Genomic DNA, 14,465 nt, shown 5'->3' with positions numbered 1-14,465 from the left:
CCTCAGAACCGGCGGGCGCCCAGGTCCCGGGAGACCGCCCGCGCGGTGTCCCGCACCGCGGCCACCAGCAGAGGCCGCAGTTCGTCGCCCTCGCAGACCCGTTCCACCGCCCCGGTGACACCGACCGCGCCCACCGGCATCCGGCGCCGGTCGAAGATGGGCGCCGCCACCGAGGCCAGGCCGTCCCAGGTCTCCTCCACGTCCGCCGCCCAGCCGCGTGAGCGGACCACCTCCAGCGCCGCCTCGAACTCCGCCTCGCCGGTCACCGTGCGCTCCGTGAAGGCCTGCCGTTCGCCCTCCAGCGCCTCGCTGAGCGCCACCGGGTCGTAGGCCGCCAGCACCTTGCCCAGCGCGGTGCTGTGCAGCGGCTGCATCGCGCCGACCTCCAGCACCTGGCGGCTGTCGTCCGGGCGGAAGACGTGGTGGACGATCAGCACGCCCTGCTGGTGCAGAACACCCAGATAGACGCTCTCGCCGCTGGAGCGGGCCAGATCGTCGGTCCACACCAGGGCGCGGGCCCGCAGTTCGTGGACGTCCAGATAGCTGTTGCCCAGCCGGAGCAGTTCGGCCCCCAGCTGGTAGCGGCCGGTGGCCGGGTCCTGTTCGACGAAGCCCTCCTGCTGGAGGGTGCGGATCAGTCCGTGTGCGGTGCCTTTGGCCAGGTCGAGCGCGGAGGCGATCTCGGAGAGCCCGAGCCGCCGCTCACCGCCCGCCAGCAGCCGCAGTACGGCCGCCGCGCGCTCCAGCGACTGGATGGTCCGGGCCATCGGTCCTCCCTGACCTGCCGTCCGATATCCGATTCGACAATGCCGAACGGTATCGCTTGATGTCGACGCGGTGGTAGTCGGGATCGAGCCGGGGTCCAGCGGTTCTGTGTCCGCTGGTCGGAATGTCGGCCTGCACTCTTGCGTCCGCCCGCTACGCTGACCGGGTGCGCTGCCGCAACGGCGCGCAAAGCCGACAGCCGTCGCAACCCAGGGAGCCTCTTCCATGGCCTCGTCGCCGAGCAGCACGTCCGCATCCTCTCTCCCCACCCGGGCCGACTCCCTCCGCCAGGCACTGGCCTCGCGGGTGGTCGTCGCCGACGGAGCGATGGGGACGATGATCCAGGCCCAGGACCCGACGCTGGAGGATTTCCAGCAGCTCGAAGGCTGCAACGAGATCCTGAACGTGACCCGTCCCGACATCATCCGCGCCGTCCACGAGGCGTACTTCGACGCCGGCGTGGACTGCGTGGAGACCAACACCTTCGGCGCCAACCACGCGGCGCTGGGCGAGTACGAGATCACCGACCGCATCTTCGAGCTGTCCGAGAAGGGCGTGGCCATCGCCCGCGAGGTCGCCGAGGAGTTCGAGGGCAGGGACGGCCGGATGCGCTGGGTGCTCGGCTCCATGGGCCCCGGCACCAAGCTGCCGACCCTCGGGCACGCCCCCTACACCACCCTGCGGGACGCCTACCAGCGCAACGCCGAGGGCATGATCGCCGGCGGCGCCGACGCGCTGCTGGTGGAGACGACCCAGGACCTGCTCCAGACCAAGGCGGCCGTCATCGGCGCCCGCCGTGCCATGGAGGCGGCCGGTGTGGACCTGCCGCTGCTGTGCTCGGTCACCGTGGAGACGACCGGCACCATGCTGCTCGGCTCCGAGATCGGCGCGGCGCTGACCGCGCTGGAGCCGCTGGGCATCGACATGATCGGGCTGAACTGCGCCACCGGCCCCGCCGAGATGAGCGAACACCTGCGCTATCTGGCGCAGCACGCCCGTGTCCCGCTCTCCTGCATGCCCAACGCCGGACTGCCGGTGCTCGGCAAGGACGGTGCCACCTACCCGCTCACCCCCGAGGAGCTGGCCGACGCGCACGACACCTTCGTCCGCGACTACGGCCTCTCCCTGGTGGGCGGCTGCTGCGGTACGACGCCCGAGCACCTGCGGCAGCTGGTGGCGCGGGTGCGCGGCATGGAGCGCACCGAGCGCAGGCCGCAGCCGGAGCCGGCGGCGGCCTCCCTCTACCAGGCGGTGCCCTTCCGCCAGGACACCTCGTACCTGGCCATCGGCGAGCGCACCAACGCCAACGGGTCGAAGAAGTTCCGCGAGGCCATGCTGGACGGCCGCTGGGACGACTGCGTCGAGATGGCCCGGGAGCAGATCCGCGAGGGCGCCCACATGCTCGACCTGTGCGTCGACTACGTGGGCCGGGACGGCGTCGCCGACATGACGGAGCTGGCCGGCCGGCTGGCGACCGCCTCCACGCTGCCCATCGTGCTGGACTCCACCGAGATCGACGTCATCCGCGCCGGACTGGAGAAGCTGGGCGGCCGGGCGGTCATCAACTCCGTCAACTACGAGGACGGCGACGGCCCCGAGTCGCGGTTCGCGAAGGTCACCGCGCTGGCCGCCGAGCACGGCGCCGCGCTGATCGCGCTGACCATCGACGAGGAGGGCCAGGCCCGCACGGCGGAGCAGAAGGTCGCCATCGCCGAACGCCTCATCGCCGATCTGACGGGCAACTGGGGCATCCACGAGTCGGACATCCTCATCGACGTCCTCACCTTCACCATCTGCACCGGCCAGGAGGAGTCCCGCAAGGACGGACTCAACACCATCGAGGCGATCCGCGAGCTGAAGAAGCGGCACCCCGATGTGCAGACGGTGCTGGGCCTGTCGAACATCTCCTTCGGCCTCAACCCGGCCGCGCGCATCGTGCTGAACTCCGTCTTCCTCGACGAGTGCGTCAAGGCGGGCCTGGACTCCGCGATCGTGCACGCCAGCAAGATCCTGCCGATCTCCCGCTTCGACGAGGAGCAGGTCACCGTGGCGCGTGACCTGATCTACGACCGGCGCCGCGAGGGCTACGACCCGCTCCAGAAGCTGATGGAGCTGTTCGAGGGGGCCACGGCCAAGTCGATGAAGGCCGGCAAGGCCGAGGAGCTGGCCGCGCTCCCGCTGGAGGAGCGGCTCCAGCGGCGCATCATCGACGGCGAGCGCAACGGTCTGGAGGCCGACCTGGACGCGGCGCTGGAGGAGCGGCCCGCCCTCGACATCGTCAACGACACCCTGCTCGCGGGCATGAAGGTGGTCGGCGAGCTGTTCGGCTCCGGGCAGATGCAGCTGCCCTTCGTCCTCCAGTCGGCGGAGGTCATGAAGGCCGCGGTGGCCTATCTGGAGCCGCACATGGAGAAGGCCGAGGGGGTCGAGGGCAAGGGCACCATTGTGCTGGCCACGGTGCGCGGCGACGTCCACGACATCGGCAAGAACCTGGTGGACATCATCCTGTCCAACAATGGCTACCAGGTCGTCAACCTGGGCATCAAGCAGCCGGTCGGCGCCATCCTGGAGGCCGCCGCCGAGCACAAGGCGGACGTCATCGGCATGTCCGGGCTGCTGGTGAAATCCACGGTGATCATGAAGGAAAACCTGGAGGAGCTCAACCAGCGCAAGATGGCCGCGGACTTCCCGGTCATCCTGGGCGGCGCCGCGCTCACCCGCGCCTACGTCGAGCAGGACCTGCACGAGATCTACGAGGGCGAGGTCCGCTACGCCAAGGACGCGTTCGAGGGGCTGAGCCTCATGGACGCCATCATGGACGTCAAGCGCGGGGTGCCCGGGGCCAAACTGCCCGAACTGCGGCAGCGCCGCGTCACCAGGCGGACCGTGGACATCCCCGAGCCGGAGGTCAACGACGGCTCCATCCGCTCCGACGTGGCCGTCGACAACCCCGTTCCCACCCCGCCGTTCTGGGGCACCAGGGTCGTCAAGGGCATCGCCCAGCAGGACTACGCCTCCTGGATCGACGAGGGCGCACTCTTCAAGGGCCAGTGGGGGCTCAAGGAGTCCCGCAAGGGCGGCGGGCCCTCCTACGAGGAGCTGGTGGAGACCGAGGGCCGGCCGCGGCTGCGCGGCTGGCTGGAGCGGCTCCAGACGGAGAACCTGCTGGAGGCGGCCGTCGTCTACGGCTACTTCCCGTGCTACTCCAAGGGCGACGACCTGATCCTGCTGGACGAGCAGGGCAACGAGCGCACCCGCTTCACCTTCCCCCGCCAGCGGCGCGGGCGGCGGCTGTGCCTGGCCGACTTCTTCCGCCCCGAGGAGTCGGGCGAGACGGACGTGGTGGGCCTCCAGGTCGTGACGGTCGGCTCCAGGATCGGGGAGAAGACCGCCGAGCTGTTCGCCGGTGACGCCTACCGCGACTACCTGGAGCTGCACGGTCTGTCCGTCCAGCTCGCGGAGGCCCTGGCCGAGTACTGGCACGCCCGGGTCCGCGGCGAGCTGGGCTTCTCCGGCGAGGACCCCGGCGAGATGCAGGGCATGTTCGACCTGAAGTACCGGGGTGCCCGCTTCTCCCTGGGCTACGGGGCGTGCCCCGACCTGGAGGACCGGGCCAAGATCGCCGAGCTGCTGCGGCCGGAGCGGATCGGTGTCGAGCTGTCCGAGGAGTTCCAGCTCCACCCCGAACAGTCGACCGACGCGATCGTCCTGCACCACCCCGAGGCCAAGTACTTCAACGCCCGGTGAGCGCGCACGTCGTACACTGATCGGTCCGGTGGAGGCCGGTCGTCCCCTTCCCGCCCGGGGAGGGGCACGACCGGCCTCGTCGTCCCTTTGGAGGTGTTCGCGGATGGTCCACTCATCCCCCGCCGTCACCACTCTCACGGGCGAGGAGCCCGCGCTCCAGGCCGTCCTGCTCGACATGGACGGCACCCTGGTCGACACGGAGGACTTCTGGTGGGACGCGGAGGTCGAGGTCTTCGCAGAGCTCGGCCACCAGCTGCGCGACGAGTGGCGGCAGGTCGTGGTCGGCGGCCCCATGTCACGCAGCGCCGGGTTCCTCATCGAGGCCACGGCCTGTGACATCGCGCTGGAAGAGCTGAGCGTGCTGCTGAACGCCAAGTTCGTCGAGCGGCTGGAGCGGGGGGTGCCGTTGATGCCGGGGGCCCGCAGACTCCTGGCGGAGCTGGCCGCGCACCGTATCCCCGCGGCGCTGGTGTCGGCCTCCCACCGTGCGGTGGTGGACCGCATGCTGGCCTGGATCGGGCCGGAGAACTTCGCCTGCACGATCGCCGGTGACGAGCTGGCCCGCACCAAGCCGCACCCGGACCCGTATCTGACGGCGGCACGCCGGCTGAAGGCCGATCCGGCGCGCTGCGCGGTGGTGGAGGACACCGCGACGGGCGTGGCCGCCGCGGAGGCCGCCGGGTGCCAGGTGGTGGCCGTGCCGTCCGTTTCGCCGATCGAGGCCAAGTCCGGCCGCACGATTGTCAGTTCGCTCGAAGAAGTCGATCTCGAATTGCTGCGCTCTTTGATCATGGTGGCGCGCTGAACCCTCCGCGCCGGTTGTCGGCCGCGTTGTCGAAATGCTTTTCGGGGGCCCCGGCGGAATGCCGAATACGCATGTCCGGTGCCGTGGGGAAAATCAGTGACGTTCCTCACGCGGGGCCCCGTCGCGGCTCTCCGAAGGCGTGGTGCGGGTGTGACTGGCGGGGAAAATGTCCTTCCCATGTGTCCGTATTGATGGAGCGACGCGGAATACGTTCCGGCGTCCGGATAGCGGACAGAAATGCTCTGGGTGCGGTCTGTGAAAGCACTGCGAGCACCTACGCTTCAAGAGGTGTACGCACAGGCGATTAATGTCTGAGCACCGGCCATTCCCCCCCTGCAACACACCCTCGGCCGGGCGAGGAGATCGTCGTATGAACCGTAAAACCGTGGTGCTGCCCGTGCTCGCCGGGCTGCTCGCCCCCACGCTCGCCGCCTGCGGAACGCAGCAGGGCTCAAGCGCCGGCGGCGACCCGATCGTCGTCGGTACGACGGACCACTTCACGGTCAGCAAGCGCGCACCGGCGCCGTTCGATCCGGCCGCCGCCTACGACGTCGCCGCCTGGAGCGTCATGCGCAACACCTTCCAGACGCTGCTGCGCTCCCCCCGCACCGGCACCACCCCCGTGCCGGAGGCCGCCGACCGGTGCGGCTTCACCGACACCCGCAACGAGCAGTACCGCTGCACCCTCCGCAAGGACCTGACCTTCTCCAACGGGCACGCCCTCGACGCGAAGGACGTCGCCTTCTCCCTCCAGCGGGTCAAGCGCATCAACCACAAGGGCGGCCCGGCCGTGCTCTTCGGCAACCTGGACCGCGTCGAGGCGCTGGGCAAGCGCGAGATCGCCTTCCACCTCAAGAAGCCGGACGCGACCTTCCCGTACAAGCTCACCACCCCGGCCGCCGCCGTCGTCGACAGCGAGACCTATCCGGCCGACTCCCTCACCACCGGCTCACAGCTCGTCGGCTCCGGCCCCTACGCCCTCGGCGGCATCGACGCCGAGTCGGCCACCCTCACCCGCAACCCGCACTACAAGGGCGGCCTGACACCGCACAACGACAAGATCGAGCTGCGCTTCTTCGACACCTCCCGGGCGATGGAGAAGGCGCTCGAGGACGACAAGATCGACGTCATGGGGCGGACGATCTCCCCCGGTCAGGTCTCCCGGCTCGACGCGGGCCAGGACGAGGGCATCGAACTGGTCGAACAGCCCGGCCAGGAGATCCGCTACCTCGCCTTCGACACCAAGAAGGGCCCCACGGCGAAGAAGGCCGTCCGCCAGGCCATGGCGCAGCTCGTCGACCGCAAGGAGATCGTGCGGGACGCCTACGACCGCAGCGCCGAGCCGCTCTACAGTCTCGTGCCGGCCGGACTGACCGCCCACCGCAACTCGTTCTTCAACAAGTACGGCGAGCCCGACCCCAAGCGCGCCGAAAGCATTCTGCGCGCCGCCGGCATCGACAAGCCGGTCAAGCTCACCCTCACCTACACCACCGACCACTACGGGGACGCCACGGCCGAGGAGTTCGCCCTCCTGAAGCGGCAGCTCAACCGCAGCGGACTGTTCGACGTGCGCGTCAAGGGCGTCAAGTGGGACGCGTTCCGTCCCGCGGCCACCGGCGGCCGGTACGCGGTGTGGGGCTACGGCTGGTACGCCGACTTCCCGGACGCGGACAACTTCATCGCGCCCTTCTTCGAGGAGGACAACTTCCTCGGCTCCACCTACACCAACCGGCGCATCCGCGACACGATCATCCCGCAGACCCGCCGGCAGACCGAGCGCTCCGCCACCGCCGACAGCTTCGGCCGCGCCCAGGACATCGTCGCCGACGAGGTACCCGTGCTGCCCCTGTGGCAGGGCAAGCAGTACCTGGCCGCCCGCGACGACATCACCGGCGTCGAATGGGCCCTCAACTCCTCCTCGGTCCTCCAGCTGTGGGAGCTGGGCCGCGGCCACGACGGCTGATCCCCGAAAGCGTGAAGAAGAGGGCCCCCACCGCGCCCGGTGGGGGCCCTCTCAGCGCATCATCCGCAGGCGCTCCGGGCTCCGGCCCGGGCCCCGGGGGCCATCGGCCGGCCGGAGCACCGCCGCCCGGAGCGATCCGGTGGCGGGGCGCACGTCACGTCGTGCCCGGCCGCACCAGTCCGCTCTCGTACGCGTACACCGCCGCCTGCACCCGGTCGCGCAGCCCCAGCTTCGTGAGGACGTGGCCGACGTGGGTCTTGACCGTCGTCTCGCTCACGAACAGATCCGCGGCGATCTCCGCGTTCGACAGCCCCCGCGCCACCAGCTTGAGGACCTCCACCTCGCGCTCGGTGAGCTGGTGCAGCGTGTCCGGCACCGGCTCCTCGCCCGAAGGCAGCTTGCCCGCGTACTTGTCCAGCAGCCGCCGGGTGATGCTCGGCGCCAGCATCGCCTCGCCGGCCGCCACCACCCTGATGGCCTGCACCAGCTCGGCGGCGGGCGCGTCCTTGAGCAGGAAGCCGCTCGCCCCGGCCCGCAGCGCCTCCACCACGTACTCGTCCAAGTCGAAGGTGGTCAGCACCAGCACCTTGGCGGGGCCGTCCTTGGCGGGACCGGTGATCCGGCGGGTGGCCTCCACGCCGTCCATCCGGGGCATCCGGATGTCCATCAGCACCACGTCCGGCTGGAGCGCCCGCACCTGGTCGAGCGCCTGGAGCCCGTCACCGGCCTCGCCGACCACCGCGATGTCCTGCTCGGCCTCCAGGATCATGCGGAAGCCGGTGCGCAACAGCGGCTGGTCGTCCACCAGCAGAACGCGGACAGCCACGGGAACTCCTTCGGGCGGGGACGGCAGCGGTCCGGCCCATTCTCGCTCAGTCACCCCCGACCGGGTCCGGTGCCCCTGACACCGGCCTCGGCTCGGGCAGCCGCGGCTGGATCATCAGCGGGTACGGCGGGGGAGTACCCCCGAACTCCGGACAGCGCGACTGGTGGTCGCACCAGTCGCACAGCTTGCCGGGCTTCGGCCGCCAGTCACCCGTCTCGGTCGCCCGGCTGATCGCGTCCCACAGCGCCAGCAGCTTGCGCTCGGTGGCCCGCAGATCGCCCTCGTCCGGGTCGTAGGTCAGCACGTCGCCGCTGCCCAGGAACACCAGCTGGAGCCGCCTCGGCACCACGCCGCGCAGCCGCCACAGCACCAGTGCGTAGAACTTCATCTGGAAGAGCGGGCCGTCCGCGTACTCGGGGCGCGGCGCCTTGCCCGTCTTGTAGTCGACGATCCGCACCTCACCCGTCGGTGCGACATCCACCCGGTCGATGATCCCGCGCAGCCGCAGCCCCGACTCCAGCCGGGCCTCGACGAACAGCTCGCGTTCCGCCGGCTCCAGCCGCGTCGGGTCCTCCAGCGTGAACCACCGCTCGACCAGCGCCTCGGCCTCGGCCAGCCACTGCGCCAGCCGCGCGGTGTCCACCGGGGCCCCGGCGCCCTCGCCGTCCGCGCCGCCCTCACCGCCCGCGCCGGCGGACGGGGCGGCCCCGTCGGCGGAGCCCTCTTCGGGCCGGCCGGCCTCGGCGGCGAAGAGCTGCGCCAGCTCGGGGCGCTTGGCCAGCAGCCGCTCCCATTCACCGGCCACCATGGCCCGGGCCCGGCCCGGGCTGCGTTCCGCCGCCGGGGTGTCGAACAGTCTTTCCAATACCGCATGCACCACCGTGCCGCGGGTAGCGGCTGCGGAGGGTTTCTCCGGCAGTTTGTCGATCACCCGGAAGCGGTAGAGCAGCGGACACTGCATGAAATCCGCTGCCCGGGAGGGCGACAGCGAGGTCGGCGGTGTGGCCGCGCTGGTTCTCATGGGAGAAGACCCTACGGCCCACGACTGACAGCGGACACTTACCATCGACGGCAGACCCGCGCCCCACCGGTACCGGCGGGACGGCGGCGGGCCAGAGGGAAGCAGCAGAGGGGAACCCGTGGCGGACGAGGACAACGACGGGAAGCCGCGGACCGGCGGCTCCGGCGACGAGGGGCAGGGCCCCGGTACGCCGGACTCCCGCAAGCCGGCCCCCGGCACACCCCGGCGCCCCAGCCCGCCGGGCGGCGGCATCCTGATGGGCCGCCCCTTCGGCGTACCCGTGTACGTGGCCCCCTCCTGGTTCCTCGTCGCCATCCTGATCACCTGGGTCTTCGGCGGCCAGCTCGACCGCGTCCTGCCCCACCTGGGTGCACTGCGCTACCTGATCGCGCTGTTCTTCGCCGTCGCCTTCTACGCCTCCGTCCTCGTCCACGAGCTGGCCCACACGGTCGCCGCCCTCCGCTTCAAGCTGCCCGTGCGCCGCATCCAGCTCCAGTTTTTCGGCGGTGTCTCGGAGATCGAGAAGGAGTCCGAGACGCCCGGCCGCGAATTCGTCCTGGCCTTCGTCGGCCCGCTCTTCTCCCTCCTCCTGGCCGGTGTCTTCTACGCCGCGATGCGCGTGGTGGAGCCCGGGACCGTGCCCGGCGTGCTGCTGGCCGGGCTGATGTTCTCCAACCTCCTGGTCGCCGCCTTCAACCTGCTGCCCGGCCTGCCGCTGGACGGCGGACGGATGCTCCGCGCCGTCGTCTGGAAGATCAGCGGCAAGCCGATGACCGGCACCGTCGCCGCCGCGTGGGTGGGGCGCGCGCTGGCCATCGCCGTGCTGATCGGCCTCCCGCTGGCCACCCACGCCGGTGGCCTGGCCCGCGGCGGCGTCAGCGGCATGGACTCCCTCACCGACGCGCTGCTGGCCGCGATCCTGGCCGCCATCATCTGGACCGGCGCCGGCAACAGCCTGCGGATGGCGCGGCTGCGCGAGCGGCTGCCCGAACTGCGGGCCCGCACCCTCACCCGCCGTGCCGTCCCCGTGGAGACCGACACCCCGCTGTCCGAGGCGCTGCGCCGGGCCAACGCGGCCGGCGCCCGGGCCCTGGTGGTGGTGGACGGCAGGGGCGACCCGCTCTCCCTCGTCCGGGAGACCGCCATCGCCTCGGTGCCCGAGCACCGCCGCCCCTGGGTCGCCGTCAGCACCCTCGCCCAGGACCTCAAGGAGGGCATGCGGGTGCCGGCCGAGCTGTCGGGCGAGGACCTGCTGGAGTGGCTGCGGGCCACCCCGGCGACCGAGTACCTGGTGGTGGAGGAGACCGGCGAGATCTACGGAGTGCTGTCCACCGCCGACGTGGAGCGCGCGTTCGTCGCGGCCATGTCGAAACGGCCGGACGGCGACCGGCACCGGGTGGGCGGATGAGCCCTCGGCGTGGCCGCTCCGCGCGGACCGGCTAGGCTGTCCGTATGTCCGAACCGACCGGTGCCGCCCGCCGTCGCGGGCCCTTCAAGGTCGGGGACCAGGTCCAGCTCACCGACCCCAAGGGCCGCCACTACACGATCACCCTCGAAGAGGGGAAGAGCTTCCACACCCACAAGGGAGCCTTCCCCCACGACGAGCTGATCGGTGCGCCCGAGGGGAGTGTCGTCCGTACCACCGGGAACGTCGCCTACCTCGCGCTGCGTCCACTGCTCCCCGACTACGTCCTGTCCATGCCACGGGGAGCCGCGGTCGTCTATCCCAAGGACGCCGGCCAGGTCCTCGCGATGGCCGACATCTTCCCCGGCGCCCGCGTCGTCGAGGCCGGCGTCGGCTCCGGCTCGCTGAGCACCTTCCTGCTCCGCGCCATCGGCGACCAGGGCATGCTGCACTCCTACGAGCGCCGTGCCGACTTCGCCGAGATCGCCCAGCAGAACGTCGAGCGCTACTTCGGCGGTCCCCACCCGGCCTGGACCCTGACCGTCGGCGACCTCCAGGACAATCTGTCCGACACCGAGGTCGACCGCGTCATCCTCGACATGCTCGCCCCCTGGGAGTGCCTGGAGGCCGTCTCCAAGGCGCTGGTGCCCGGCGGCATCCTGTGCGCCTACGTCGCCACCACCACACAGATGGCCCGCATGGTCGAGTCGATCCGCGAGTTCGGGACGTTCAACGAGCCGCAGGCGTGGGAGACGATGGTCCGCAACTGGCACATCGAGGGCCTCGCCGTCCGCCCCGACCACCGCATGATCGGGCACACCGGCTTCCTGCTGACCGCCCGCCGTCTCGCCGAGGGCGTCGAGCCCCCGCTGCGCCGCCGCCGGCCCGCCAAGGGCGCCTACGGCGAGGACTACACCGGCCCCGGCAGCCAGTCCGGAGGCCGGGCCTCCTGACGGCGCCGGCCCGCCGGCCGCCCTGCGAAGACGACACGCCGCTGCCCCGCGCCCGGACCGAACCCGGGCGCGGGGCAGCGGCGTTGGCGGCCCCGTACGCGGTGCGGGACCCGGATGTTCCGCGCCGATGTGACCTGTGGCACGATGCGAAGATCTCCTCATCGACCCCGTGTCGCCCCTCGTCGCACCCGCCCTCGTCCGCACAGGAGTCACCCGGCGTGACGGAACTGCCGCACACCCGCACCCGCACCGTCCACTGGCTCGCCACCGCCGCCGCCCTCGCCGCCGTGCTCGGCGCCACGGCGCTCCTCCAGCCCGCCACCGCCACCACCGCCCCGCCGCGCACCACCGGCGCGGCCCCCGACCCGGCCCGGGCCCACTACCCGCTGGAGTGCGGCCCGCACGCGTCCGGCATCGACGTACTCGACAAGGCGAGCGCCGACTTCGACGGCGACGGCACGCCGGAGACCGTGGCCGCCGTCCGCTGTGCCGCACACGGCGGCACCCCGCCCAGCGCCGTGTTCGTGCTGTCCCGGCCGGCCGGCGCCGACCGCCCCCGGATCGCCGGGACGCTGGTGTCGGCGAAGGAGGGCATGACGGTCAAGGACCTCGCCGTCCGCGGCACGACCGTCTCGGCGACCCTCCTCGGCTACTCGTCGTCCGAGGTGCCGCGCTGCTGCCCGGACCGGCAGCGCAAGGTCAAGTGGGAGTGGCGCGACGGGAAGTTCGTCCTGCGTGCCGCCCCCGTCGCGGGCGGCGGTCTCAGCGTCTGAGGGCGGTGGCGCCGGCCCCGGCCGGGTGACCGGCTCGAAGACGGCTCGGGCCGAAACAGGGCCGCACTTGAAGGGTGTTGAACGTCTCGGCACCACAACCGGTCGCTTTCAGATGGTGGTGGCTGGGTATCCCCAGTCCAGAGGGAGTGCGCAAGGGTGAAGATCGGACACACCCCGACCGTCTTTGTGATCTAGGGGTTTCAACCCGCACCGGCCCAGGTAGGGTCGAAGCGTCCAGCTCCCCCTGGAGGAGGTGAGGACCGTGGCAGCCCACGACGACGACACCAACCGCGGCATCCGGCCCGGTCGGGCCGACGACCCGACCGGCCAGATCGCCTACCTTGAGCAGGAAATCGCCGTCCTGCGCCGCAAGCTCGCCGACTCTCCGCGGCACACTCGTATTCTCGAGGAGCGGATCGTCGAGCTGCAGACCAACCTGGCCGGCGTGTCCGCCCAGAACGAGCGGCTCTCGAACACGCTCCGCGAGGCGCGCGACCAGATCGTCGCCCTCAAGGAAGAGGTCGACCGGCTCGCCCAGCCGCCCTCGGGCTTCGGCGTCTTCCTGCAGGCCAACGACGACGAGACGGCCGACATCTTCACCGGGGGCCGCAAGCTCCGGGTGAACGTCAGCCCGAACGTGGACCTCAAGGGCCTCCGGCGCGGCCAGGAGGTCATGCTCAACGAGGCGCTCAACGTGGTCGAGGCCATGGAGTTCGAGCGCGCGGGTGACATCGTCACCCTCAAGGAAGTCCTCGACGACGGAGAGCGGGCACTCGTCGTCGGCCACACCGACGAGGAGCGCGTCGTACGGCTCGCCGAGCCGCTGCTGGACGTCACCCTGCGGGCCGGGGACGCCCTGCTGCTGGACAGCCGCTCCGGCTACGTCTTCGAGGTGGTGCCCAAGAGCGAGGTCGAGGAGCTGGTCCTCGAAGAGGTCCCGGACATCGACTACACCAAGATCGGCGGCCTCGGCGGACAGATCGAGCAGATCAGGGACGCGGTGGAGCTGCCCTACCTCTACCCGGACCTCTTCCGCGAGCACCAACTGCGCCCGCCCAAGGGTGTGCTGCTCTACGGCCCGCCCGGCTGCGGCAAGACGCTGATCGCCAAGGCGGTCGCCAACTCGCTGGCCAAGAAGGTCGCGGAGGTCACCGGAAAGCCGCAGGGCAAGAGCTACTTCCTCAACATCAAGGGCCCCGAGCTGCTCAACAAGTACGTCGGCGAGACCGAGCGGCACATCCGCCTGGTCTTCCAGCGGGCCCGTGAGAAGGCCAGCGAGGGCACGCCCGTCATCGTCTTCTTCGACGAGATGGACTCCCTCTTCCGCACCCGTGGCTCGGGCGTCAGCTCGGACGTGGAGAACACCATCGTCCCGCAGCTGCTCTCCGAGATCGACGGTGTGGAGGGCCTGGAGAACGTCATCGTCATCGGCGCCTCGAACCGCGAGGACATGATCGACCCCGCGATCCTGCGCCCCGGACGCCTCGATGTGAAGATCAAGATCGAGCGCCCGGACGCCGAGGCCGCCAAGGACATCTTCTCCAAGTACCTCACCCCGAACCTGCCGCTCCACCCGGACGACATCGCCGAGCACGGCGGCAACGTCGAGGCGGCCTGCGACGCGATGATCCAGTCGGTCGTGGAGCAGATGTACGCGGAGTCCGACGAGAACCGCTTCCTGGAGGTCACCTACGCCAACGGTGACAAGGAGGTCCTGTACTTCAAGGACTTCAACTCGGGGGCGATGATCGAGAACATCGTCGGCCGGGCCAAGAAGATGGCCATCAAGGCGTACCTCGACCACAACCAGAAGGGGCTGCGCGTCTCGCACCTGCTCGCCGCCTGCGTGGACGAGTTCAAGGAGAACGAGGACCTGCCCAACACCACCAACCCGGACGACTGGGCCCGCATCTCCGGCAAGAAGGGCGAGCGCATCGTCTACATCCGCACCCTGGTCACCGGCAAGCAGGGGGCGGACACCGGGCGCTCCATCGACACCGTCGCCAACACCGGTCAGTACCTGTAACGAGGACCAGTCCGGCTGCGGGTGGCCGTCGAAGCCACCCGCAGCCGGACCGTCTTTGGAGCGCCAAGGAAGTCCGCCCGTGTGCTGCCCGCGCGGGCCCCGCGCGGCATAGGCTCGTGCTCACCGCCGCGCCGCCGTGGCGGGAGGGGGCCGCACGCGGGAAGGACGCGCAGCGGGACTT

General features: G+C 70.8%; 10 protein-coding genes. 7 read left to right on the top strand and 3 right to left on the bottom strand.

Features of this window, described 5'->3' with window-relative positions; all coding sequences use genetic code 11:
* Window positions 1–2: 2 nt before the first annotated feature.
* Complete coding sequence (locus tag IO40_RS0117730; RefSeq protein WP_016467860.1) at window positions 3–767, bottom strand: IclR family transcriptional regulator; 765 nt, start codon at window positions 765–767, stop codon at window positions 3–5.
* Window positions 768–990: 223 nt separating this feature from the next.
* Here IO40_RS0117730 and metH point away from each other — a divergent pair, with 223 nt between their 5' ends.
* The 3 genes from metH (at window position 991) to IO40_RS0117715 (ending at window position 7,280) form a co-directional block, all read left to right on the top strand.
* A complete protein-coding gene (metH, locus tag IO40_RS0117725; protein WP_016467859.1) occupies window positions 991–4,512 on the top strand; it encodes a methionine synthase in 3,522 nt (1,173 codons plus the stop codon).
* Between the two features lie 103 nt (window positions 4,513–4,615).
* Window positions 4,616–5,317 (top strand): HAD family hydrolase, encoded by a 702-nt coding sequence (locus IO40_RS0117720; protein ID WP_016467858.1) that lies wholly within the window; start codon window positions 4,616–4,618, stop codon window positions 5,315–5,317.
* 370 nt (window positions 5,318–5,687) lie between these two features.
* Window positions 5,688–7,280, top strand: coding sequence for an ABC transporter substrate-binding protein (locus tag IO40_RS0117715; RefSeq protein ID WP_016467857.1), 1,593 nt, complete (start codon window positions 5,688–5,690; stop codon window positions 7,278–7,280).
* A 154-nt stretch (window positions 7,281–7,434) separates the two neighbouring features.
* Here the strand turns inward: IO40_RS0117715 and IO40_RS0117710 are convergent, their stop codons facing one another.
* Window positions 7,435–8,106: a response regulator gene (locus IO40_RS0117710; protein WP_016467856.1), complete on the bottom strand. Its 672-nt coding sequence runs from the start codon at window positions 8,104–8,106 to the stop codon at window positions 7,435–7,437.
* 46 nt (window positions 8,107–8,152) lie between these two features.
* Window positions 8,153–9,127, bottom strand: coding sequence for a RecB family exonuclease (locus tag IO40_RS0117705; RefSeq protein ID WP_016467855.1), 975 nt, complete (start codon window positions 9,125–9,127; stop codon window positions 8,153–8,155).
* A 118-nt stretch (window positions 9,128–9,245) separates the two neighbouring features.
* Here IO40_RS0117705 and IO40_RS0117700 point away from each other — a divergent pair, with 118 nt between their 5' ends.
* The 4 genes from IO40_RS0117700 (at window position 9,246) to arc (ending at window position 14,284) form a co-directional block, all read left to right on the top strand.
* Window positions 9,246–10,535, top strand: coding sequence for a site-2 protease family protein (locus IO40_RS0117700; RefSeq protein WP_016467854.1), 1,290 nt, complete (start codon window positions 9,246–9,248; stop codon window positions 10,533–10,535).
* 44 nt (window positions 10,536–10,579) lie between these two features.
* Window positions 10,580–11,485, top strand: coding sequence for a tRNA (adenine-N1)-methyltransferase (locus IO40_RS0117695; protein WP_016467853.1), 906 nt, complete (start codon window positions 10,580–10,582; stop codon window positions 11,483–11,485).
* A 218-nt stretch (window positions 11,486–11,703) separates the two neighbouring features.
* Window positions 11,704–12,258 carry a hypothetical protein gene (locus IO40_RS0117690; protein ID WP_016467852.1) on the top strand — a complete coding sequence of 185 codons (555 nt, stop codon included), beginning with the start codon at window positions 11,704–11,706 and terminating at the stop codon, window positions 12,256–12,258.
* A gap of 262 nt (window positions 12,259–12,520) precedes the next feature.
* Window positions 12,521–14,284: a proteasome ATPase gene (gene arc / locus IO40_RS0117685; protein WP_016467851.1), complete on the top strand. Its 1,764-nt coding sequence runs from the start codon at window positions 12,521–12,523 to the stop codon at window positions 14,282–14,284.
* Window positions 14,285–14,465 lie beyond the last annotated feature (181 nt).

The sequence above is a fragment of the Streptomyces albus subsp. albus genome (assembly GCF_000725885.1).
Lineage (GTDB): Bacteria > Actinomycetota > Actinomycetes > Streptomycetales > Streptomycetaceae > Streptomyces > Streptomyces albus.
This window is presented reverse-complemented; position numbering and strand designations above follow the sequence as displayed.

Coding starts and splice junctions, on each gene's coding strand:
- IO40_RS0117730 (WP_016467860.1), bottom strand. CDS start 767: ATGGCCCGGACCATCCAGTCGCTGGAGCGCGCGGCGGCCGTACTGCGG.
- metH (WP_016467859.1), top strand. CDS start 991: ATGGCCTCGTCGCCGAGCAGCACGTCCGCATCCTCTCTCCCCACCCGG.
- IO40_RS0117720 (WP_016467858.1), top strand. CDS start 4,616: ATGGTCCACTCATCCCCCGCCGTCACCACTCTCACGGGCGAGGAGCCC.
- IO40_RS0117715 (WP_016467857.1), top strand. CDS start 5,688: ATGAACCGTAAAACCGTGGTGCTGCCCGTGCTCGCCGGGCTGCTCGCC.
- IO40_RS0117705 (WP_016467855.1), bottom strand. CDS start 9,127: ATGAGAACCAGCGCGGCCACACCGCCGACCTCGCTGTCGCCCTCCCGG.
- IO40_RS0117695 (WP_016467853.1), top strand. CDS start 10,580: ATGTCCGAACCGACCGGTGCCGCCCGCCGTCGCGGGCCCTTCAAGGTC.